Annotated in this window: 20 protein-coding genes; 12 read left to right on the forward strand and 8 right to left on the reverse strand. The window is 68.1% G+C overall.

Going from position 1 to position 20,745, the window contains the following annotated elements; translation table 11 throughout:
• Positions 1 to 14 precede the first annotated feature (14 nt).
• Positions 15 to 965, forward strand: coding sequence for a thioredoxin-disulfide reductase (gene trxB / locus ACOMD9_RS02660; protein WP_421412009.1), 951 nt, complete (start codon positions 15 to 17; stop codon positions 963 to 965).
• A gap of 140 nt (positions 966 to 1,105) precedes the next feature.
• Here the strand turns inward: trxB and ACOMD9_RS02665 are convergent, their stop codons facing one another.
• Positions 1,106 to 1,351 carry a SlyX family protein gene (locus ACOMD9_RS02665; RefSeq protein ID WP_421412010.1) on the reverse strand — a complete coding sequence of 82 codons (246 nt, stop codon included), beginning with the start codon at positions 1,349 to 1,351 and terminating at the stop codon, positions 1,106 to 1,108.
• Positions 1,352 to 1,446: 95 nt separating this feature from the next.
• Between ACOMD9_RS02665 and ACOMD9_RS02670 the strand changes: the two genes are divergently transcribed.
• Entirely contained in the window at positions 1,447 to 1,911 is a 465-nt protein-coding gene (locus tag ACOMD9_RS02670) for a cold-shock protein (RefSeq protein WP_421412011.1), read from the forward strand.
• 89 nt (positions 1,912 to 2,000) lie between these two features.
• On the opposite strand, the gene ACOMD9_RS02675 is transcribed toward ACOMD9_RS02670, so the two are convergent.
• From ACOMD9_RS02675 to map, 7 genes are all read right to left on the reverse strand, one after another.
• Positions 2,001 to 2,387 carry a hypothetical protein gene (locus ACOMD9_RS02675; protein ID WP_421412012.1) on the reverse strand — a complete coding sequence of 129 codons (387 nt, stop codon included), beginning with the start codon at positions 2,385 to 2,387 and terminating at the stop codon, positions 2,001 to 2,003.
• Positions 2,388 to 2,394: 7 nt separating this feature from the next.
• A complete protein-coding gene (gene dapE / locus ACOMD9_RS02680) occupies positions 2,395 to 3,561 on the reverse strand; it encodes a succinyl-diaminopimelate desuccinylase (RefSeq protein ID WP_421412013.1) in 1,167 nt (388 codons plus the stop codon).
• Entirely contained in the window at positions 3,548 to 4,573 is a 1,026-nt protein-coding gene (gene dapD / locus ACOMD9_RS02685) for a 2,3,4,5-tetrahydropyridine-2,6-dicarboxylate N-succinyltransferase (protein ID WP_421412014.1), read from the reverse strand. The genes dapE and dapD overlap by 14 nt, the downstream gene beginning before the upstream one ends.
• A 29-nt stretch (positions 4,574 to 4,602) precedes the next feature.
• Positions 4,603 to 4,950 (reverse strand): Spx/MgsR family RNA polymerase-binding regulatory protein, encoded by a 348-nt coding sequence (locus tag ACOMD9_RS02690; RefSeq protein WP_421412015.1) that lies wholly within the window; start codon positions 4,948 to 4,950, stop codon positions 4,603 to 4,605.
• Complete coding sequence (gene dapC / locus ACOMD9_RS02695) at positions 4,950 to 6,149, reverse strand: succinyldiaminopimelate transaminase (RefSeq protein ID WP_421412016.1); 1,200 nt, start codon at positions 6,147 to 6,149, stop codon at positions 4,950 to 4,952. Before dapC ends, ACOMD9_RS02690 begins: the two co-directional genes overlap by 1 nt.
• A 269-nt stretch (positions 6,150 to 6,418) precedes the next feature.
• Positions 6,419 to 9,100, reverse strand: a complete 2,682-nt coding sequence (locus tag ACOMD9_RS02700) for a [protein-PII] uridylyltransferase (protein WP_421412017.1) — start codon at positions 9,098 to 9,100, stop codon at positions 6,419 to 6,421.
• Positions 9,101 to 9,105: 5 nt separating this feature from the next.
• Entirely contained in the window at positions 9,106 to 9,897 is a 792-nt protein-coding gene (gene map, locus ACOMD9_RS02705; RefSeq protein WP_421412018.1) for a type I methionyl aminopeptidase, read from the reverse strand.
• Between the two features lie 310 nt (positions 9,898 to 10,207).
• Between map and rpsB the strand changes: the two genes are divergently transcribed.
• From rpsB to ACOMD9_RS02755, 10 genes are all read left to right on the forward strand, one after another.
• The gene (gene rpsB / locus ACOMD9_RS02710) at positions 10,208 to 10,954 is read left to right on the forward strand and encodes a 30S ribosomal protein S2 (RefSeq protein WP_421412019.1); all 747 of its coding nucleotides are present in this window, start codon (positions 10,208 to 10,210) and stop codon (positions 10,952 to 10,954) included.
• A gap of 192 nt (positions 10,955 to 11,146) precedes the next feature.
• On the forward strand, positions 11,147 to 12,016 hold the full coding sequence (tsf, locus tag ACOMD9_RS02715; RefSeq protein ID WP_421412020.1) for a translation elongation factor Ts: 870 nt from the start codon (positions 11,147 to 11,149) through the stop codon (positions 12,014 to 12,016).
• Positions 12,017 to 12,153: 137 nt separating this feature from the next.
• Entirely contained in the window at positions 12,154 to 12,912 is a 759-nt protein-coding gene (gene pyrH / locus ACOMD9_RS02720) for a UMP kinase (RefSeq protein WP_421412280.1), read from the forward strand.
• 4 nt (positions 12,913 to 12,916) lie between these two features.
• Positions 12,917 to 13,474: a ribosome recycling factor gene (gene frr, locus ACOMD9_RS02725; RefSeq protein WP_421412021.1), complete on the forward strand. Its 558-nt coding sequence runs from the start codon at positions 12,917 to 12,919 to the stop codon at positions 13,472 to 13,474.
• Positions 13,475 to 13,574: 100 nt separating this feature from the next.
• Positions 13,575 to 14,360 (forward strand): polyprenyl diphosphate synthase, encoded by a 786-nt coding sequence (gene uppS, locus ACOMD9_RS02730; protein WP_421412022.1) that lies wholly within the window; start codon positions 13,575 to 13,577, stop codon positions 14,358 to 14,360.
• Positions 14,353 to 15,153: a phosphatidate cytidylyltransferase gene (locus ACOMD9_RS02735; RefSeq protein ID WP_421412023.1), complete on the forward strand. Its 801-nt coding sequence runs from the start codon at positions 14,353 to 14,355 to the stop codon at positions 15,151 to 15,153. The genes uppS and ACOMD9_RS02735 overlap by 8 nt, the downstream gene beginning before the upstream one ends.
• Positions 15,154 to 16,347 carry a 1-deoxy-D-xylulose-5-phosphate reductoisomerase gene (gene ispC / locus ACOMD9_RS02740; protein WP_421412024.1) on the forward strand — a complete coding sequence of 398 codons (1,194 nt, stop codon included), beginning with the start codon at positions 15,154 to 15,156 and terminating at the stop codon, positions 16,345 to 16,347.
• A gap of 37 nt (positions 16,348 to 16,384) precedes the next feature.
• On the forward strand, positions 16,385 to 17,743 hold the full coding sequence (gene rseP / locus ACOMD9_RS02745) for an RIP metalloprotease RseP (RefSeq protein ID WP_421412025.1): 1,359 nt from the start codon (positions 16,385 to 16,387) through the stop codon (positions 17,741 to 17,743).
• Between the two features lie 124 nt (positions 17,744 to 17,867).
• Positions 17,868 to 20,207 carry an outer membrane protein assembly factor BamA gene (gene bamA / locus ACOMD9_RS02750; protein ID WP_421412026.1) on the forward strand — a complete coding sequence of 780 codons (2,340 nt, stop codon included), beginning with the start codon at positions 17,868 to 17,870 and terminating at the stop codon, positions 20,205 to 20,207.
• A 24-nt stretch (positions 20,208 to 20,231) separates the two neighbouring features.
• Positions 20,232 to 20,738 (forward strand): OmpH family outer membrane protein, encoded by a 507-nt coding sequence (locus ACOMD9_RS02755; RefSeq protein WP_421412027.1) that lies wholly within the window; start codon positions 20,232 to 20,234, stop codon positions 20,736 to 20,738.
• Positions 20,739 to 20,745 lie beyond the last annotated feature (7 nt).

A 20,745-nucleotide genomic window follows, 5' to 3' on the forward strand; every position in this document is an offset into this window, starting at 1 on the left:
GAGCGAGGTTACCCATGAGCGAAGCGCGTCACGAACGCCTGATCATTCTCGGCTCCGGTCCGGCCGGCTACACCGCGGCCGTCTATGCGGCCCGGGCCAACCTCAAGCCGCTGCTGATCACCGGCATGCAGGCCGGTGGCCAGCTGACCACCACCACCGACGTCGACAACTGGCCGGGCGACGATGTCGGCGTCCAGGGGCCGGAGCTGATGGAGCGCATGAAGCGCCACGCCGAGCGTTTCGATACCGAGGTGCTGTTCGACCATATCCACGAGGTGGAGCTGCGCGAACGCCCCTTCACCCTCAAGGGCGACAACGGCACCTACACCTGTGATGCGCTGATCATCGCCACCGGCGCCAGTGCGCGCTATCTGGGCCTCGAGTCGGAGCAGAAGTTCATGGGCCAGGGGGTCTCGGCCTGCGCCACCTGTGACGGCTTCTTCTACCGCAACCAGGAAGTGGTGGTGGTGGGCGGCGGCAACACCGCCGTGGAGGAGGCGCTCTACCTCTCCAACATCGCCTCCAGGGTGACCCTGGTGCATCGCCGGGACAGCCTGCGCGCCGAGAAGATCCTCCAGGACAAGCTGTTCGAGAAGGCCGAGAGCGGCAACGTGATGCTGGAGTGGAACCACACCCTGGACGAGGTGCTGGGTGACAACACCGGGGTGACCGGGGTGCGGCTCAAGTCCACGCTGGACGGCAGCACCAGGGAGCTGGCGGCACCCGGGGTGTTCATCGCCATCGGCCACAGCCCCAATACCGCGATCTTCGAGGGGCAGCTGGAGATGGCCGGGGGCTATATCCGGGTGAAGTCCGGACTCGACGGCAACGCCACCGCGACCAGCGTGCCGGGCGTGTTCGCCGCCGGTGACGTCATGGACCATGTCTACCGCCAGGCGGTGACCTCCGCCGGCAGCGGCTGCATGGCCGCGCTGGACGCCGAGCGCTACCTGGACGAGCTGTAACCCGGCTGCGCCGGGAGCTGGAAGAGCGCCCGCTGCGCGGGCTTGAGCTTGAAGCTGGAAGAAACCCCTTGCTCCCAGGATTAGTGGGCTCATGCTGGCTTCCAGCTTCCAGCTTCCAGCTTCCAGCTGCCGCGAAGCGGCTAGTAATGCGGCGGCACCTCGTCCTCGGGCCGCGGCCCGTCCGCGTCGATCTCCTGCAGCGCGCGCTGCTGCTCGCGAATCTTCTCCTGCATCAGGTCGTTGATCCGCTCCAGCCGGGCGAGTCGCCGCTCCTGAGTGGCGACGGCCTCGTCCAGCGTGTCCAGCCAGTGCTCCTGGTAGGCGATGCGGCTCTCCAGGCCGTCCAGGCGCCGGGCCAGGTCAGCGGGCGCGCACTCCTCGCCCATGGTAGAATTCCTCCGCGGGGTGTCGCTGTTCATCGTGGCACCTTCATGATGGTTGATTCCTTCCTTTCACCACTACAAGAGAGTCTCTCAGTTCCATGAATCGAAAGGTCGTGCTTCGTTGTAGTCTCATCAGTCTTCTGCTGGCCGCACCGGCCCCCCTGCTGATCGCCCTGTTCGTGCACCTTACCGGTGGCGTGCTGTCGCGGGAACTGTTCGCCAGTCTCGAGGTGGGCGGTGTGGCCGTGGTCTATCTGGCCGCTGCAGTGGCGGTCTTCGTGCTGCTGCTGGTGGCAACCCTGGCGGTCAATGCCCTGACGCCGCAGCTGGTCAACCTGGCCGAGGTCGAGGACGACGATCGCGAGATCGGTGAGGTCAAGTGGTTCAACGTCAACAAGGGGTATGGCTTCATCACCCGTGACGGTGGCGAGGATGTCTTCGTCCATTTCCGTGCCATCCGTGGCCGTGGCCACCGTACCCTGGCCGAGGGCCAGAAGGTTCGCTACCACGTGATCGAGAATGAACGCGGTCTGCAGGCGGATGATGTGACGGTCATCACCTGACCCCCCCGGTACCGGGGGCCGACAGCGCGGAGTCTCCGCGCTCCTGCCCGAAGAGACAAGGCGCCCCGCTCCGGCGGGGCGCCGTCGTATCAGTGGCCCGAGTCGGGCCAGTCGATCTCCCGTTCCACGCCATCCGGCAGCACCTGCAGGAAGCGGTCCGGGTCGTCGCCGGGCTGCCAGCCACCCAGCGAGCAGCGTACCTCGCAGCCGAGCCTGGCGGCGGCGGCGCGGGCACAGGCCTGGTCGCTCTCCCAGGGCGTGTCGGGGCTGTCGAGCCAGAGGCTGCCGAAGCCGTCGGCGGCCTTCTCCACGAGCAGTATCGGTATCTCCTCGCCGTCGATGCGGCCCCGGGTGCGCCACTTGTGCTTGCCGGCGGGGGCGAGGGGCTCGGCATCCAGCTGTTCGCCGAGCCAGGCGTTCAGGGCGTCCAGCGGGACCTGCGACAGGTAGATCTCGATATCCGGGTAGCGTTGCATGGGGGCCTCAGGGCTGGGCGGTACCGTTGACGAAGAGTCTGGCGAGGATGGCCTCGTAGACCCGGCTCAGTTCATCGAGATCCGCGGCGCGCACGCGCTCGTTGACCTTGTGGATGGTGGCGTTGAGCGGGCCGAGCTCGACCACCTGGCTGCCCAGGGTGGCGATGAAGCGGCCATCCGAGGTTCCCCCCGAGGTCGACAGCTCGGGGGAGTGGCCCATCACCTCCTTCACCCCGGCCACGGCGGCATCGACCAGCTCGCCCTCGGCGGTGAGGAAGGGTTCGCCGTTGAGCGTCCAGTCCAGGTGGTACTCCAGGCCGTGGGCGTCCAGCAGCGCCTCGGTACGGCTCCGCAGCTGCTCGTGGGTCACCTCGGTGGAGAAGCGGAAGTTGAACACCACCTCCACGTCGCCGGGGATCACGTTGGTGGCACCGGTGCCGGCGCGGATGTTGGAGATCTGGAAGCTGGTGGCCGGGAAGAACTCATTGCCCCTGTCCCAGTGCTCCCGGGCCAGGGCATCCAGCGCCGGCATCGCCTGGTGGATGGGGTTGCGTGCCAGGTGCGGGTAGGCCACATGACCCTGCACCCCCCTGATGTGCAGCACGCCCCCGAGCGAGCCGCGCCGGCCGTTCTTGATCACGTCACCGAGCCGTGCGGTGGAGGAGGGCTCGCCGACGATGCAGTAGTCGAGCCGCTCGTGGGCCTCGCGCAGGTGCTCGACCACGGCGCGGGTGCCGTCCACTGCCGGCCCCTCCTCGTCGGAGGTGATCAGGAAGCCGATCCGGCCGTGATGGTCGGGGTGGGCGGCGACGAAGCGCTCCACCGCGGTGATCATCGCCGCCAGGCTGCCCTTCATGTCGGCGGCCCCCCTGCCACAGAGCATTCCCTGGTCGTCGATACAGGGCTCGAAGGGCGGGTGGTCCCAGTGCAGGTGGGGGCCGCTGGGCACCACGTCGGTGTGCCCGGCGAAGGCCAGCACGGGACCGTGGTGGCCGCGGGTGGCCCAGAAGTTCTCCACGTCACCGAAGGGCAGCCGCTCGACATGGAAGCCGAGCCGCTCGAGACGCTCGATCATCAGCGCCTGGCAGCCCAGGTCGTCGGGCGTGACCGAGGGGCGCCGGATCAGCTCGAAGGCGAGCTCGAGGGTCGGGGAAAGGGCCTCAGTCGTTGGCATGCAGTGCCTCGTTGAGCGCGATGGCACTCTTGTTGGTCAGGCACTCGATGCGGCCGTTCTGGGAGTTGCGGCGCAGCAACAGGTCGTCCTGGCCGGCCAGCTCGCGGGCGGCCACGGTCCTGACCTCCTGGCCCTGGTCGTCGAGCAGGGTGACCTTGGCGCCGGCGGTGATATAGAGCCCGGCCTCCACGGTGCAGCGGTCCCCCAGCGGGATGCCGATGCCCGCATTGGCACCGATCAGGCAGCCCTCGCCGACCTTGATGACGATGTTGCCGCCGCCGGAGAGGGTGCCCATGGTGGAACAGCCGCCACCCAGGTCGGAGCCCTTGCCGACCATCACGCCGGCGGAGATGCGGCCCTCGATCATGCCGGGACCCTCGGTGCCGGCATTGAAGTTGACGAAGCCCTCGTGCATCACGGTGGTGCCCTCGCCCAGGTAGGCGCCCAGGCGTACCCGGGCGGTGTCGCCGATGCGCACGCCGGTGGGGACCACGTAGTCGGTCATCTTGGGGAACTTGTCGACGCAGTCCACCGAGAGGGTGCGGCCCTCCAGGCGCGCGCGCAGGCGACGAGCCGGCAGCTCCTCGATGTCGATGGGCCCCTCGCTGGTCCAGGCCACGTTGCGCAGCAGGCCGAACATGCCGGTGAGGTCCAGGCCGTGGGGCTTGACCAGGCGATGGGAGAGCAGGTGCAGCTTGAGGTAGACCTCCGGAGCGCTCTGGGGCGGGGTGTCCTCGGCCAGGAACATGGCCACCAGCGGCCGCTGGCTCGCCGCCAGGGTTTCGGCGAGTTCGGCCTGCTCCGGCTGGCCGGCGGTCCTGAGCGCCGTGGCCAGCTGGCCGCACTGCTCGGGCAGGAAGCTGATGGCGGCATTGCCGGCGGGGGCGTCGAGCACCTTGCTGGCGGCCTCGACCAGGCCGGCGTCGGGGTCGAGCAGCGGCGCCGGGTAGTAGATCTCCAGCCAGTCGCCCTGGGTGTTCTGGGTGCCGATTCCGAGTGCAAAGCTCAGCATGGGGGTGTCCTCGTCGGAGTGGAAGTTCGTCAAATGGGGGAAAGGTTGTCGTAGTCGCCGTCCCGGTAGCCGACGAGGATCTCGTCGCCGGTGTCGAGCAGCGGGCGCTTGAGCAGCGTCGGGTGCGCCATCATCAGCTTGCGCGCCTTGTTGGCGTCGATGTCGGCCTTGTCGGCGTCATCCAGGTTGCGCCAGGTGGTGCTGCGCCGGTTGAGCAGCTCCATCACCGGCACCTTGTGGAGCAGGTGCTCGAGCAGGGCGGCGGAGAGGCCGTCGTCTCGCAGGTCGTGGACCTGGTAGGGAATGCCCTTGCCGTCGAGTGCCTTGCGCGCCTTGCGGCAGGTGTCGCAGTTCTTGATCACGTACAGGGTCAGCATCACTGGCTCCTCTCGATGAAGCGACGGATGCGCCGGGCCGCCTCCACGGTGGCCTCGAGCTCGGCCACCAGCGCCAGGCGCAGCCGGCCGCGACCGGGGTTGGTGCCATCGGCGCCGTCACGACCCATGTAGGAACCCGGCAGCACGCTGACGTGCTCCTCGGCGTAGAGCGCCCGGGTGAAGGCCTCGTCGTCGCCGTCGGGTACCGCCGGCCACAGGTAGAAGCTCGCCTCGGGCTCGGGGAAGTCCAGCACCGGGGCGAGGATCTCGGTCACGGCGGCGAACTTCCCGCGATAGGCGTCGCGGTTGGCCCGCACGTGGGCCTCGTCGCCCCAGGCGGTGATGGAGGCGCGCTGCACCGGCAGCGACATGGCGCAGCCGTGGTAGGTGCGATAGCGCTTGAAGGGGGCGATCAGTTCGGCGTCGCCGGCCACGAAGCCGGAGCGCAACCCGGGCAGGTTGGAGCGCTTGGAGAGCGAGTGGAACACCAGGCAGCGCCGGTAGTCGTGGCGGCCCAGCGCCGTGCAGGCCTCCAGCAGCCCGGGCGGCGGGGTCGCCTCGTCCAGGTAGAGCTCGGAGTAGCACTCGTCGGAGGCGATGATGAAGTCGTGTTCGTCGGCCAGTTCGATCAGCGTGCGGAACTCGGCTAGCGGCGTCACCGCCCCGGTGGGGTTGCCCGGCGAGCAGAGGAACACGACCTGCACCTCGCGCCAGGTCTCGGCGGGCACGGCGTCGAAGTCGGGGCGAAAGCCGTTTCCGGCGGTGCAGTCCAGATAGAGCGGCTCGCCGCCGGCCAGCAGCGTGGCCCCCTCGTAGATCTGGTAGAAGGGGTTGGGCACCGCCACCCGGGCCGGGCGGCTGCGGTCGAGTGCGGCCTGGACGAAGGCGAAGATCGCCTCGCGGGTGCCGTTCACCGGCAGCACCTGGCGCTCGGCGTCGAGGCCCGCGAGCCCGAAGCGCCGGGTCGCCCAGCCGGCGATGGCGGCGCGCAGCTCGGGAAGCCCGGCGGTGGCCGGATAGCGGGCGAAGTCGGCCTGGTGCTCGACGAGGGTCGCCAGCGCGGCCGGGTAGGGGGCGTGCTGGGGCTCGCCGATGGTCAGCGGGACATGGGCCAGCCCCTCCGGGGGCGTCACGCCGGCCTTCAGCGCGGCGAGCTTCTCGAAGGGGTAGGGCTTGAGGGCGTCGAGATCGGGGTTCATGGGTGTCCAGGCGCGCCTCGCGGGCCGTGGCCTCGGGCGTCGTTGTCGTGAGTCGTTGTCGGAAGGGGCTTGATTATAGGGAAGGCGACGGATGGCCTCAAACGTGGCGCTTCGAGGCCGGCGTTACTCGGGGCTGATCCGGCGACAGGCCTGCGAGGGGGCGCTGTGAACCCCTCCCTGGGCGCTACTTTTGCCTTCCATGGCAAAAGACCCCCTCTTCGGCTTGTCCCCGGCGCCCCTTATCCTCGGCATTTTCGTCCAGGGGGGGCTTACCCGGAGACATCCAGCACTTCCACCAGTCGCTCGCGCAGGCGGGCCTGGCGCTCGGGGTCGGTGAGCGGGGCGCCGGCCTTGTCGGTGATGAAGAAGACGTCCTCGACCCGCTCGCCCAGGGTGGCGATCTTGGCGGCCGAGAGCGCGATATCCTGCTCCATGAAGATGCGCCCGACCCGGGCCAGCAGGCCGGGGCGATCGGGAGCGGTGAGCTCGAGCATGGTGCGCTCGTTGGCCGGGTCCTGCTCGATGACCACCTCGGTGGGCACCCGGAAGTGCTTGAGCTGGCGCGGGGTGTGGCGGGTGACGATCTGCGGGTAGTCCTCGGGGTCGTCCAGCTCCTCCACCAGGTGGCGGCGGATCTCCTCGATGCGCTCGGGATCGCGGATGGCCAGGCCATGGTCGTCGAGCACGATGAAGGTGTTGAGCGTCCAGTCGTTGCTCGAGGTGGCGATGCGCGCGTCGTGGATCGACAGTCCCAGCTGTTCCATGGCCGCCGATGTGGCGGCGAAGAGGTCATCCACCGAGCGGGTGTGGATGAACACCTTGGTGCCACCCTCGGCCATGTCGTCGGTGGGGGCGCTGATCAGGATCAATGGCAGGTCGGAGCCGCCGTGCTCGAGGATGCCCTGGGTCTGCCAGACGATCTCGCTGGGCGCGTACTGCAGGAAGTAGTCCTCGCCCAGCGACTCCCACAGCCGGTCGACCCTGGCCATGTCGGCGCCCACCACGGCGAGCAGCGAGTGTGCCTCGCTGCGCGTCTCCTGCACCCAGTCGTCGCGCTCCAGGGGGTTCTCCAGGCCGCGTCGCAGGGCGCGCTTGGTCTCGGCATGCAGCTGCCGCAGCAGGGTGGCGCGCCAGCCGTTCCACAGGGTCGGGTTGGTGGCGTTGATGTCGGCCACGGTGAGCACGTAGAGATAGTCGAGCCGGGTCTCGTCACCGACGATACGGGCGAAGTCGGCGATCACGTCCGGGTCGGTGATGTCGCGCTTCTGGGCGATCATCGACATGGTGAGATGGTGTTCCACCAGCCAGCTCACCAGGCGGGTGTCGCGGGGCGAGAGGCCGTGGCGCTCGGCGAAGGCCTCGACGTCCCGGGCGCCGATCTGCGAATGGTCGCCGCCGCGGCCCTTGCCGATGTCGTGGTAGAGGCCGGCGATCCACAGCAGTTCCAGCTTGGGCAGCTGGTGGATCAGGTTGGCGGCCACCGGGAACTCCTCGCGGGCCTCGGGCTTGCGGAAGCCGTGAATGAACTTGAGCAGGCGCAGCGTGTGGGCATCCACCGTGTAGATGTGGAAGAGGTCGTGCTGCATCAGTCCCACGGCGCGGCCGAACTCCGGCAGGTACTTGCCGAGCACCCCGTAGCGGTTCATGCGCCTGAGCTGGCGCGCCACGTTGCCGCCGGAGCGCAGCAGCGTCATGAACAGGCTCTGGTGGCGCACGTCGTCGCGGTAGAGGTCGTCGATCAGGTGGCGGTGGTCGCGGATCAGGCGGATGGTGTCGGCGCGCACCCCCTCGATCTCCGGGTGCTCGGCCATCAGCAGGAAGAGCTCCAGCAGTGCCGCCGGCCGCTGGCGGAAGACGTTGCGCGAGCGGGCCTGGATGTAGCCGCCCTTGATCTCGAAGCGGTCGTTGAGGGGAATCGTCTCCAGCCTCTCGCCGGCACGCAGGATCGCCTCGTCGAAGTGCTGCAGGAGCATGTCGTTGAGCCCGGCCAGGGCCGTGACGTGCCGGTAGTAGCGCTTCATGAACTGTTCGACGGCGAGTCGCTCCGGGGTGTCGCGGTAGCCGAACAGCTCGGCGATGGTGCGCTGGTGGTCGAACAGCAGGCGGTCCTCGGCGCGGCCGGTGAGCATGTGCAGGGCGTAGCGCACCTGCCACAGGAAGGCCTGGCCCTGGCTGAGGATGCGCAGCTCGGCATCGTTCATGAAGCCGTTGGCCACCAGGTCCTCGTAGCGCTCGCTGCCGAAGTGGCGCTTGGCCACCCAGCCGATCATCTGGATGTCCCGGAGCCCGCCGGGGGAGCTCTTGATATTGGGCTCCAGGTGGTACTCGGAGTTGTTGTAGCGGTAGTGGCGGCTGATCTGCTCCTGCCACTTGGCCTCGAAGAAGCGGTCGGCGGGCCACAGGTGCTCGGTGGTGAGCCGTGCCTGCATCGCCTCGCGAAGCCGCTCGGGGCCGGCCAGGGTGCGCGACTCCAGCAGGTTGGTGATCACCGTGACGTCGGCCTCGGCCTCGCGCTCGCAGTCGGCGAGCGAGCGCACGCTGTGGCCGATCTCCAGGCCGATGTCCCACAGGAAGGTGATGAAGGCGGTCAGTGGCTCCCGGTACGGTGTGTCGTCATCCGCTTCGAGCAGCAGCAGCAGGTCCACGTCGGAGTGGGGGTGGAGCTCGCCGCGACCGTAGCCCCCCACGGCGAGCAGTGCCACGCCGCCGTCGGGCCAAGCGTGCTGCTCCCAGGCCACCGCCAGCAGCCGGTCGAGGCACCAGGCCCTGCCGTGCACCAGGTCGCGGATATCGGCGCCGGCGCGGAAGCGTTCGTCGAGGCGGGCCTGGATGCCGCGCAGCGCCGCCTTGAAGGGGGCGATGGGCGAGCGACTGCCCGCCAGCTCGTCGCGGAAGCGGGCGACGTCGAACAGCGTCTCGTCGGGCTCGAAGCGGTAGTGGTGCAGCAGCATGGCGCTCAGCGCTCGAGGAAGGCGAGGTCTTCCTCGCCGCGGGCGGTGAGCACCTCGACACCGCTCTCGGTGACCAGCAGGGTATGTTCCCACTGGGCGGAGAGGCTCTTGTCACGGGTCACCGCCGTCCAGCCGTCGCGCAGTACCTTGGTCTTGTGGGAGCCGACGTTGATCATCGGCTCGATGGTGAAGCACATCCCGGCGGCGAGCGCGATGTCCGCCTCGGGGGCATAGCCGTCGTAGTGCAGCACCTGCGGCTCCTCGTGGAAGGTGGCGCCGATGCCGTGGCCACAGAAGTCGCGCACCACCGAGTAGCCGTTGTCCTCGGCGTGCTGCTGGATGGCTCGGGCCAGCTCGGAGAGGCGCGCCCCGGGACGGACCAGGGCGATGCTCCGGTAGAGGCACTCCTGGGTGACCCGGCACAGCCGCTCGCCCTGGATGCTCTCGCCGATGATGAACATCTTGCTGGAGTCGCCGTGGTAGCCGTCGGCGGTCTTCACGGTGATGTCGATGTTCATGATGTCGCCCTTGCGGAGCTTCTTGGCGTCATCGGGAATGCCGTGGCACACCACGTGGTTGATGGAGGTGCAGATCGACTTGGGGAAGCCGTGGTAGTCGAGCGGGGCCGGCGTGGAGCCCAGCTCGTCGACGATGTAGTCGTGGCAGAGACGGTCCAGCTCGCCGGTGGACACGCCGGCCGTCACATGGGGGGTGATCATTTCCAGCACGCTGGCGGCCTGGCGACCGGCCTCGCGCATCTTCTCGATCTCGTCGGGCGTCTTGATGGGAACGTTCATGGAGTCTCGGGTCAGGGTGGGGGTCGCCCGGGTGTGGCAGGCGCGTGCGGCGGCCGGGCGACTTCATCTCGGAGTCGATCCATGGTATAAAGCTGCGCGCCTTCCTGCAATCGCTGTGCCCGGTAGCGCCACCTTGCTGGCCGATCCATGCCGGTGGCAGTGGCAGTGAAGGTGAAATGCAATGCAATGCCTTGAAAACACACATGCACCGGCACATGGTCCCGGGTGCTGTCGTGGCCATCCCTCGATGACGCGGCAGTCGGATCCATGGGGTGCGTGGAGGCCTAACCCGATTTTCCAGGAGTCATCCATGGCACACGTCAACATGCGTGACCTGCTGAAGGCAGGTGCTCACTTCGGTCACCAGACCAAGTACTGGAACCCGAAGATGAGCAAGTTCATCTTCGGCGCCCGCAACAAGATCCACATCATCAACCTCGAGCACACCCTGCCGGCCCTCAACGAGGCGATCGACGTGGTCGAGAAGATGGCGGCGGCCAACAACAAGATCATGTTCGTCGGCACCAAGCGCAGCGCGAGCAAGATCATCAAGGAAGAGGCCAACCGCGTCGGCCAGCCCTTCGTCAACCACCGCTGGCTCGGCGGCATGCTGACCAACTACAAGACCATCCGTCAGTCGATCAAGCGCCTGCGCGACCTCGAGACCATGCGCGAGGACGGCACCTTCGAGAAGCTGACCAAGAAGGAAGTCCTGATGGCGACCCGCGAGCAGGACAAGCTCGAGCGTTCCATCGGCGGCATCAAGGAGATGGGTGGCCTGCCCGACGCCCTGTTCGTGATCGACGTCGACCACGAGCGTATCGCCATCAACGAGGCCAACAAGCTGGGTATCCCGGTCATCGGCGTGGTGGACACCAACTCCGACCCGGACGGCGTCGACTACGTGATCCCGGGCAACGATGACTCCATCCGCGCCATCCAGATCTACGTCAAGGCCATCGCCGACGCCTGCGGCCGCGCGAAGGAAGGTCGTCCCGACGAGTTCGTCGAGGTCACCGATGAGGTGGCACAGGAAAGCGACAGCGCCGCCGAGTGATCGCGGCCCGTCTGTCCGGTGGCCGGCGCTCGAGCAGCCGGGCAGGCGAGAAGGGGGCCCCGGCCCCCTTTTTTCACCCCGCCTACCGCGGGAAGGTTTCCGCCGGCCCCTGCGGTCCGGCCCCAGGACTCAGGTTGACCCGTCTTCCCCGGGTCGAACCGTCACCAGTCGAACTATCAAGAGGTGAATCCCATGGCAGCTATCAGCGCCTCTCAGGTCAAGGAACTGCGCGAGCGTACCGGGCTCGGCATGATGGAGTGCAAGAAGGCCCTCACCGAGGCCGATGGTGACATCGAGGTCGCCATCGAGAACCTGCGCAAGAGCTCCGGCCTCAAGGCCGCCAAGAAGGCCGGCCGTACCGCCGCCGAAGGCACCGTCGTCACCCGCGTGGCCGAGGACGGCAGCTACGGCGTGATGGTCGAGATCAACTCCGAGACGGACTTCGTCGCCCGCGACGACAACTTCAAGGCCTTCGCCGAGAAGATCGCCGACGCCTTCTTCGCCGCCAAGAGCGAGGACGTGGCCGCGGTCATGGACGGCGAGCTCGAGACCGCCCGCGAGCAACTGGTGCAGAAGATCGGCGAGAACATCGGCGTGCGCCGTTGTGTGGTGGTCGAGGCCGGCGACGGCAACCTGGTGGGCGAGTACGTCCACGGTGGTCGCATCGGCGTGCTGACCGTGCTCAAGGGCGGCAGCGCCGAGGCGGCCAAGGACGTCGCCATGCACGTCGCGGCCATCAATCCGGCCGTGGCGCGTCCCGAGGACATGCCCCAGGAGCAGCTGGACCAGGAGAAGGCCATCATCCTTGCCCAGCCCGACATGGCCGGCAAGCCCGAGCAGATCGCCGAGAAGATGGTCCAGGGTCGCCTGAAGAAGTACCTGGCCGAGAACAGCCTGACCGAGCAGCCCTTCGTCAAGGACCCGAACCAGTCCGTCGCCGAGTACGTCAAGTCGGCCGGTGGCGAAGTGGTCGGCTTCACCCGCTTCGAGGTGGGCGAGGGCATCGAGAAGGAAGAGGTGGACTTCGCCAAGGAAGTGATGGAACAGGCCAAGCGTAGCTGAGGTCAGAGGTTCCAGTTCGACGATGGCGTGCGCGCGAGCGCACGCCTTCGCGTATCCGGCCGGTGGATTCCGCCGCCGTTGATCCCCACTGCTGACGCCCCAGGAGAAAAGCCATGCCCACACCCGATCACGTCGACATGCCTGTCGAGCGCCCATCCAAGGCCGAGAAGTCCCGCGCGGACAAGTCGAAGTACAAGCGTATCCTGCTGAAGCTCTCCGGCGAGGCACTGATGGGCGAGCATGACTTCGGCATCGACCCCAAGGTGCTCGACCGCATGGCACTGGAGATCGGCCAGCTGGTGGGCATCGGGGTCCAGGTCGGCATCGTCATCGGCGGCGGCAACCTGTTCCGCGGTGCGGCCCTCAACGAGGCCGGCATGGATCGGGTCACCGGCGACCACATGGGCATGCTGGCCACGGTGATGAACGCCCTGGCCCTGCGCGACGCCCTGGAGCGCTCCAATATCCGTTCACGGGTGATGTCGGCGATTCCCATGAGCGGCGTGGTGGAGCACTATGACCGGCGTACCGCGATTCGCTACCTCACCTCCGGGGACGTGGTATTGTTTTCGGCCGGTACCGGCAACCCCTTCTTCACCACCGATTCGGCGGCCTGCCTGCGCGGCATCGAGATCGATGCCGACGTGGTGGTCAAGGCCACCAAGGTGGATGGGGTCTACGACAAGGACCCGGTCAAGTTCGCCGACGCGGTGAAGTACGACCAGCTGAGCTATGACGATGCCCTCGACCAGAAGCTGGGCGTCATGGATTTGACCGCCATCTGCCTGGTGCGGGACCATGACATGCCGGTCCGCGTCTTCAACATGAACAAGCCGGGCGCCCTGCTCAACCTGGTGGTGGGCGGCGAGGAAGGCACGCTGATAGACAGAGGTTGACAACGTGATCAATGACATCAAGCAGGATGCGGAAGCCCGCATGAAGAAGAGCCTCGAGGCCCTTCATGGCAACTTCAACAAGATCCGTACCGGGCGTGCTCACTCCAGCATCCTGGATTCGGTGACCGTGGAGTACTACGGCAGCCAGGTCCCCCTGAACCAGGTGGCGAACATCAACACCGAGGATGCCCGGACGCTCTCCGTGGTGCCCTGGGAGCAGAGCATGGTGCCCAAGATCGAGAAGGCCATCATGACCTCCGATCTCGGCCTGAACCCTTCTACCGCCGGCAACAACATCCGCGTGCCGATGCCGATGCTCACCGAGGAGACCCGCAGGGGCTACATCAAGCAGGCCCGCGCCGAGGCCGAGCACGCCCGGGTGGCGGTGCGCAACGTGCGCCGCGATGCCAACGGTGATATCAAGGCGCTGCTCAAGGAGAAGGAGATCACCGAGGACGAGCAGCACCAGGCCGAGGACGCGATCCAGAAGCTGACCGACAAGTACATCGCCGAGATCGACAGGACGCTGGAATCCAAGGAACACGACCTGCTGCAGGTCTGAGGATGGTCGGGCGATTCTCTCCTCGAGGCGAGGGCTCGACGAAGCCGCGGCGCCGCGGAGCGAGGGTCGCCCGGCCCGGCACATCCCCATGCGAGACACCATGACGTCACCGCAGCCCCCCAAACCCCGCTCCACGGATGGCGACCGCGCTGCCCCCGACGGCGGGGTGCCACGACACGTGGCCATCATCATGGACGGCAACAACCGCTGGGCGAAGGCCCGCGGACTCTCCGGGGTGCGGGGTCATCGCGCCGGTGTCGAGGCGGTGCGTGCGGTGATACGCCGCGCGGCCGAGCGAGACATCGAGACCCTGACCCTGTTCGCCTTCTCCAGCGAGAACTGGAAGCGCCCCAAGGCCGAGGTGAGCGCGCTGATGGAGCTCTTCCTGATGGCGCTCAAGCGTGAGGTCAGGAAGCTCCACGACAACGGTATCCGGCTGTCGATCATCGGCGACCGGGAGGGCTTCTCGGCCTCGATCCAGAAGCACATCGCCCGGGCCGAGGCGCTCACGGCGGATAACCGGGGCCTGCACCTGGTGATCGCTGCGAACTACGGCGGTCGCTGGGATATCGCCGGTGCGGCCCGGCGGCTGGCCGAGCGGGTCGCTGCCGGTGAGCTCGACCCCGCGGCGATCGACGAGCAGGCCCTGGATCGCGAGGTCTGCCTGGCCGGCGATGCGCCGGTGGATCTCTGCATCCGCACCAGCGGCGAGCAGCGCATCTCCAACTTCCTGCTGTGGCAGATGGCCTATGCCGAGCTCTATTTCACGCCACTGCTGTGGCCCGACTTCGATGCCGAGGCCTTCGACCTGGCGCTGGACGACTTCCGGCGGCGGCAGCGGCGCTTCGGCATGACCGACGAACAGATCGAGGCACAAGGTGCTTAGACAGCGGATCATCACCGCGGCCTGGCTGGCGCCACTGATGCTGGCCGGGCTGTTCGGCCTGCAGGGGGGCGCCTTCGCGCTGTTCACCGCCATCATCGTGCTGCTGGCCGCCTGGGAGTGGACCAACCTGGCCGGCGTCGAGGACCGGGACAGCCGCCTCCTGCTGGTCGGTGCCCTGGCCGTGCTGATGGCCGTGATGTGGGCGGCCGGCGCCGCCCTGGCGGCCTGGCCGCTGTGGCTGGGCGCGGCGGGGTGGCTGGTCAACCTCCACTGGGTCACCCGCTACCCCGGCCGCCTGGAGCAGTGGCACGCCCCCTCCCGGCGCCTGGCCATGGGGCTCTGGGTGCTGCTGCCGGCCTGGGTCGGCCTCAACGTGCTGCGCGACTCCGGCGCCGTCTGGCTGCTGTTCGTGCTGCTGCTGGTGTGGTGTGCCGACATCGGCGCCTATTTCGCCGGGCGCGCCTTCGGCAGGCGCAAGCTGGCGCCCCGGGTCAGTCCCGGCAAGAGCTGGGAGGGGGTGGCCGGCGGGATGGCCGCCACCGCGCTGCTGGCGGTGGGCTATGCCGTCTGGCAGGGGCTCGGTGCCGGCGGTGGCCTGATCCTGGTGGTGGCGACCCTGGTGGTGACCCTGGCCTCGGTGGTGGGCGACCTGCTCGAGAGCATGCTCAAGCGCCATCGCGGCATCAAGGACTCCAGCCAGCTGCTGCCCGGCCATGGCGGGGTGCTCGATCGCATCGACAGCCTGACCGCCGCCCTGCCGCTGTTCGCCCTGCTGTACCTGGGAGCACTCTAGATGGCTGGCACACCTGTTCGTCCCCGGTCGGTGGCGGTGCTGGGGGCCACCGGCTCGATCGGCACCAGCACCCTGGACGTGATCGCGCGGCATCCCGAACGCTACCGGGTCCACGCCCTGACGGCCCACCGCTCCCGCGAGGCGCTCCTGCGGCAGTGCCGGGTGCATCGGCCGGCGGTGGCCGTGCTGGATGGCGAGGCCGATGCGGCCTGGCTGCGGGAGCAGCTTCGCGAGGCGGGGCTGGCCACCGAGGTGCGTGTCGGGGCCGGGGCCCTGGTCGAGGTGGTCGAGGCATCCGAGGTCGAGGTGGTGATGGCGGCCATCGTCGGTGCCGCCGGCCTGCTGCCGACGCTGGCCGCGGTACGGGCGGGCAAGCGGGTGCTGCTGGCCAACAAGGAGGCGCTGGTGATGTCCGGTGCGCTGTTCATGGAGGCCGTGGCCGGCTCCGGGGCGACCCTGCTGCCCATCGATTCCGAACATAATGCCATCTACCAGTGTCTACCAGCTGAGCATCGCGGTGGACTGGGGCGTCACGGCGTCACCCAATTGCTGCTGACGGCCTCGGGCGGCCCCTTCCGCGGCTGGAGCGCCGAGGCCCTGGCCGGTGTGTCGCCCGAGCAGGCCTGCGCCCACCCGAACTGGTCCATGGGGCGCAAGATCTCGGTGGACAGCGCCACCCTGATGAACAAGGGCCTGGAACTGATCGAGGCGTGCTGGTTGTTCGACGCCCGCCCCGAGCAGGTGAAGGTGGTGGTGCACCCGCAGAGCGTGATCCACTCCATGGCCGCCTACGCCGATGGTTCGGTGATCGCCCAGTTGGGGAATCCCGACATGCGCACGCCGATCGCCTATGGCCTGGCCTGGCCGGAGCGCATCGATGCCGGGGTCGAGGCCCTGGACCTGTTCGCGGTGGCGCGACTCGACTTCGAGGCCCCCGACGAGACGTCCTTTCCCTGCCTGCGCCTGGCGCGGGAGGCGATGGCCGCCGGGGGAACGGCGCCGGCGGTGCTCAACGCCGCCAACGAGGTGGCCGTGGAGGCCTTCCTCGACGGGCGGCTCGGCTTCACCGGGATCGGGGAGCTGGTGGCCCGGGTGCGTGACGCACGGCCGGTGGAGGCCGCCACCGACCTCGAGACGGTGCTCAATGCCGACGCGCGAGCGCGCCAGGCGGCACGTGACTGGCTGAACCGTTGATGATGCAATCCCTACTGCAACCCGACAGGAGATCGCCTTGGGCCTGATCCAGAACGTTCTGGCCGTCATCGTGGTGCTGGGCCTGCTGATCACCTTCCACGAGTACGGTCATTTCTGGGTGGCACGGCGCTGCGGCGTCAAGGTGCTGCGTTTCTCGGTGGGCTTCGGCAAGCCGATCTGGTCCCGTGTCGACCGGCACGGGACCGAGTTTGCCGTGGCCGCGATTCCGCTCGGTGGCTACGTCAAGATGCTCGACGAGCGCGAGGCCCCGGTGCCCGACGACCAGCTCGACCAGGCCTTCAATCGCAAGACGGTGTGGCAGCGCATCGCCATCGTCGCCGCCGGTCCCCTGGCCAACTTCCTGCTCGCCATCGTCGCCTACTGGGCGCTGTTCGTTGCCGGCACGACCACGATGGCGCCGGTCATCGGCGAGGTCACGCCCGGCTCCCCCGCGGATCGGGGCGGCCTGCAGGCCGGGCAGGAGATCACCGCGGTCCAGGGGCAGGCGGTGCGCTCCTGGGACGAGATCAACCTCAAGCTGGTGGCGGCGATCGGGGTCAGCGGCGAGCTCGGCGTCGATGCCCGCGACGACGCCACCGCGACGCCCCGTGAGCACCGGCTGCCGGTGGAGAACTGGCTGGTGCGCCAGGATCCGCCCCAGCCCCTGCCCAGCCTGGGCGTGACCCCCTGGCAGCCGCCCTTCCCGGCGGTGCTGGGCCGGGTCGTCGACGGCGAGGCGGCGGCAGCGGCAGGGCTCGAGCCCGGCGACGAGGTGGTCGCGGCGGACGGGGTCCCGGTGGACGACTGGATACACTTCGTCGATATCGTGAGGGCCCACCCGGGGGAGACCCTCGAGCTCGAGGTGCTGCGCGACGGGGCTCGTCGCACCCTGTCGCTGACGCCCGGGCGCAGCGAGCTGGAGACGGGGGTCACCATCGGCTACATAGGAGCCGGGGTCGAGCCGGTGGAGTGGCCCGAGGAGTATCGTCGCGAGATCCGCTACGGGCCGGTGGCGGCGGTGGGGCAGGCCGTGTCGCGCACCGGCGAGATGACGGTGCTGACCCTGGGGGCCATCCGCAAGATGCTGGTGGGGCTGATCTCCCCATCGAACCTGTCGGGTCCCATCACCATCGCCCAGATCTCCGGCGATACGGCCCGGGCCGGCCTGGAGAGCTTCGTCAGCTTCCTGGCCTACCTGTCGATCAGCCTGGGGGTGCTCAACCTGCTGCCGATCCCGGTGCTGGATGGCGGGCACCTGCTCTACTACCTGGTCGAGGTCGTGCGCGGCCGGCCGGTCTCGGAGCAGGTCCAGGCCATCGGGCTGCGTATCGGCCTGGCACTGGTCGGCACCCTGATGTTGATGGCGATCTACTTCGATCTGATGCGACTCTGGTAGCGTGCGAACGCGTGGGCGGCACAGGGAGGTGGAGCCCGGTCTCCAACCTTGTCAGTTACCCGCACAAATGTATAAGGTGCCTGTCTGGACAGGATTGGCAGATCAACGCGAGCGAATCGACTGCATGAAAATCAAGACCATCGGACTGGCGGCGCTGCTGCTCGCCGGGGCCACCGTGGCCCAGGCAGAACCTTTCGACGTTTCCGACATTCGGGTAGAAGGGCTGCAGCGGGTCTCCGCGGCGTCCGTGTTCAATGCCTTTCCTGTCAGCGCCCGCGATCGCGTGGATGATCGCGAGCTGGCGGAGGCGACGCGCAGCCTCTTCGCCACCGGCCTGTTCGAGGATATCCAGCTCGCCCGCGACGGCGACGTGCTGATCATCCAGGTGGTCGAGCGCCCCACCATCACCCGCCTCAACATCACCGGCAACCGCCAGATCGGCGATGACGAGCTGCGTCGGGGCCTCGAGGAGGCCGGCCTGTCCGAGGGGCAGGTGCTGCAGCTCTCCACCCTGGAGGAGATCCAGCGCGAGCTCGAGGGCGTCTACCAGGGCCAGGGCCGCTACAGCGCACGCATCGATACCAGTGTCGAGGAGATCGACGAGGGCCGGGTGCGGGTGGATATCGACATCAACGAAGGGGCCGTGGCCAGGATTCGCCAGATCAACCTCGTCGGCAATCGTGACTTCGACGATGAGACCCTGCGCGATGTCTTCGAGCTCAACGACCGGCCGGGACGGATCTTCGGCTGGTTCTCCCGGGACGAATACTCCCGCGAGGCGCTCTCCGGCGACCTGGAGCGGCTGCGCTCCTTCTACCTGGATCGGGGCTACGTCAACTTCGCCATCACCTCCACCCAGGTCTCGATCAGCCCCGACAAGTCGCAGATCTTCATCACCGTCAATATCGACGAGGGCAACCAGTACCGCCTGGGCGACATCCGCTTCGCCGGCGACCTGCAGATCAGCGAGCGCGAGGCTCGCGAGCTGCTGCAGGTGGCGCCCGGCGAGATCTTCTCGCGCAGCGACGTCACCGCCTCTTCCGAGGCACTGCGCTCTCGGCTGGGTGCCGAGGGGTTCGCCTTCGCCAGCGTCGACGGGGTGCCGGAGATCGCCGCCGACGGCGAGACGGTAGACCTCACCTTCCGGGTGGATGCCGGCCGACGGGCCTACGTGCGCCGCATCAACTTCATCGGCAACACCACCACCCAGGACGAGGTGCTGCGCCGGGAGATGATCCAGCTCGAGGGCGCGCCCGCCTCCACCGAATCGATCAGCCAGTCGCGCCAGCGCCTGGAGCGCCTGGGCTTCTTCCGCCAGGTCGATGTCGAGACCCAGCCGGTGGCCGGCGAGCCGGACAAGCTCGATGTCACCTACAGCGTCGAGGAGCAGCCCTCGGGCTCGATCTCGGCGAGCATCGGCTTTTCCCAGAGTGCCGGCGTGATCTACGGTGCGGCACTGGCCCAGAACAACTTCCTCGGCACCGGTAACCGGGTCAACATCGGCGCCCAGCGCAGCGACACCTTCACCAGCCTCAACTTCGGCTTCACCGACCCCTACTGGACCCTGGACGGCATCTCGCGGGGCTACAACCTCTTCTACCGCGAGACCGACTTCGAGGACTCCGACATCTCCACCTACTCCACCGACGCCTACGGCGGTGGCATCAACTTCGGCTACCCGATCAACGAGCTGACGCGGCTCAACTTCGGCGCCTCGGTGGAGGACCTGACGGTCAAGACCTACAACGACACCGCCGAGGAGATCCAGCAGTACGTCCTGGACCAGGGCAACGACGCCCAGAGCCTCAAGCTCTCGGCCAGCTGGACCCGCAACAACCTCAACCGCGGCATCATGCCCACCGCCGGCAACTACCAGCGGCTGTCGCTGGAGACCGCGGTGCCGGGCAGCGACGCCGAGTACTACAAGCTGCGCGCCCAGGCCCGCCAGCTCTTCCCGCTCAACGAGGCCCATGACTGGGCCCTGAAGTTCAGCGGCGAGGTAGGCTATGCCGACAGCATCGGCAACGATCCCTACCCGTTCTACGAGAACTTCTTTGCCGGCGGCCTCGGCTCGGTGCGCGGCTTCACCGCCAATACCCTGGGGCCCCGGACCACCCCGCCCACCGAAGGGGGGCGCGACCGCACCCTGGGCGGCAACGTGATGGTCCAGGGCAGCGCCGAGCTGCTCTTCCCCATGCCCTTCGTCGAGGATCGCCGCTCCCTGCAGACCTCGCTGTTCCTGGACGGCGGCAACACCTTCCTCACGGACTGCTACGCCACCACGAGCGGCGAGTCCAACTGCAGCTCCGGGGTCGACCTCGGTGAGCTGCGCTACAGCGTGGGCATCGGCCTCTCCTGGCTGACCCCGGTGGGGCCGCTCACCTTCAGCGTGGCCGAGCCGCTCAACGACGAGAGCGGTGACGACACCCAGTTCTTCCAGTTCTCGCTCGGCCAGACCTTCTGATCGAGCCCTGCAAGGAGCATGACCATGCGTAGACTTACTGCTGCCCTCAGCCTCTTGATGCTCGCCGCCCTCGCCTTGCCGGCCCAGGCCGCCGAGGTGGCCATGCTCGACTGGCGCCGCGCGCTGATGGAGACCGATGCGGCCCAGCGCTCCATGAGCGAGCTGGAGAGCCGCATCGGCGGCCAGCAGCAGCAGGCCCAGGCGCTGGGGCAGGAGCTTCAGCAGATGCAGCAGCGCCTGCAGCAGGAAGGCGAGTTGATGTCCGAGGCCGACCGCCAGTCGGCCATCCAGGAGTTCCAGCAGAAGGGCGCCGAGTTCGAGCAGCTGCGCGGCCAGATCATGCAGGCCCAGCAGCAGGCCGAACAGCAGTTCCTGCAGGAGGCCGAGCCCCGCCTGGAGCAGGCCGTGGAGCAGATCATCGACCGCCACGGCGTCGAGGTGCTGGTGGAGCCCCAGGGGGTGCTGCACGCCGAGCGTGACCTGCCGGACCTGACCGGCGAGGTGACCCAGATCCTCAACTCGCTCTTCTGAGCGGACG

The sequence above is a fragment of the Halomonas terrestris genome (assembly GCF_049166755.1).
Classification (GTDB): Bacteria; Pseudomonadota; Gammaproteobacteria; order Pseudomonadales; family Halomonadaceae; genus Halomonas.

Bases quoted from the DNA above. Each gene is read 5' to 3' on its own strand.
- bamA (WP_421412026.1), top strand. From the start codon at position 17,868: ATGAAAATCAAGACCATCGGACTGGCGGCGCTGCTGCTCGCCGGGGCC.
- pyrH (WP_421412280.1), top strand. From the start codon at position 12,154: ATGCCTGTCGAGCGCCCATCCAAGGCCGAGAAGTCCCGCGCGGACAAG.
- ACOMD9_RS02675 (WP_421412012.1), bottom strand. From the start codon at position 2,387: ATGCAACGCTACCCGGATATCGAGATCTACCTGTCGCAGGTCCCGCTG.
- ispC (WP_421412024.1), top strand. From the start codon at position 15,154: ATGGCTGGCACACCTGTTCGTCCCCGGTCGGTGGCGGTGCTGGGGGCC.
- ACOMD9_RS02755 (WP_421412027.1), top strand. From the start codon at position 20,232: ATGCGTAGACTTACTGCTGCCCTCAGCCTCTTGATGCTCGCCGCCCTC.
- tsf (WP_421412020.1), top strand. From the start codon at position 11,147: ATGGCAGCTATCAGCGCCTCTCAGGTCAAGGAACTGCGCGAGCGTACC.
- ACOMD9_RS02670 (WP_421412011.1), top strand. From the start codon at position 1,447: ATGAATCGAAAGGTCGTGCTTCGTTGTAGTCTCATCAGTCTTCTGCTG.
- ACOMD9_RS02690 (WP_421412015.1), bottom strand. From the start codon at position 4,950: ATGCTGACCCTGTACGTGATCAAGAACTGCGACACCTGCCGCAAGGCG.
- ACOMD9_RS02700 (WP_421412017.1), bottom strand. From the start codon at position 9,100: ATGCTGCTGCACCACTACCGCTTCGAGCCCGACGAGACGCTGTTCGAC.
- dapD (WP_421412014.1), bottom strand. From the start codon at position 4,573: ATGCTGAGCTTTGCACTCGGAATCGGCACCCAGAACACCCAGGGCGAC.
- trxB (WP_421412009.1), top strand. From the start codon at position 15: ATGAGCGAAGCGCGTCACGAACGCCTGATCATTCTCGGCTCCGGTCCG.
- rpsB (WP_421412019.1), top strand. From the start codon at position 10,208: ATGGCACACGTCAACATGCGTGACCTGCTGAAGGCAGGTGCTCACTTC.
- dapC (WP_421412016.1), bottom strand. From the start codon at position 6,149: ATGAACCCCGATCTCGACGCCCTCAAGCCCTACCCCTTCGAGAAGCTC.
- dapE (WP_421412013.1), bottom strand. From the start codon at position 3,561: ATGCCAACGACTGAGGCCCTTTCCCCGACCCTCGAGCTCGCCTTCGAG.
- uppS (WP_421412022.1), top strand. From the start codon at position 13,575: ATGACGTCACCGCAGCCCCCCAAACCCCGCTCCACGGATGGCGACCGC.
- map (WP_421412018.1), bottom strand. From the start codon at position 9,897: ATGAACGTTCCCATCAAGACGCCCGACGAGATCGAGAAGATGCGCGAG.
- ACOMD9_RS02665 (WP_421412010.1), bottom strand. From the start codon at position 1,351: ATGGGCGAGGAGTGCGCGCCCGCTGACCTGGCCCGGCGCCTGGACGGC.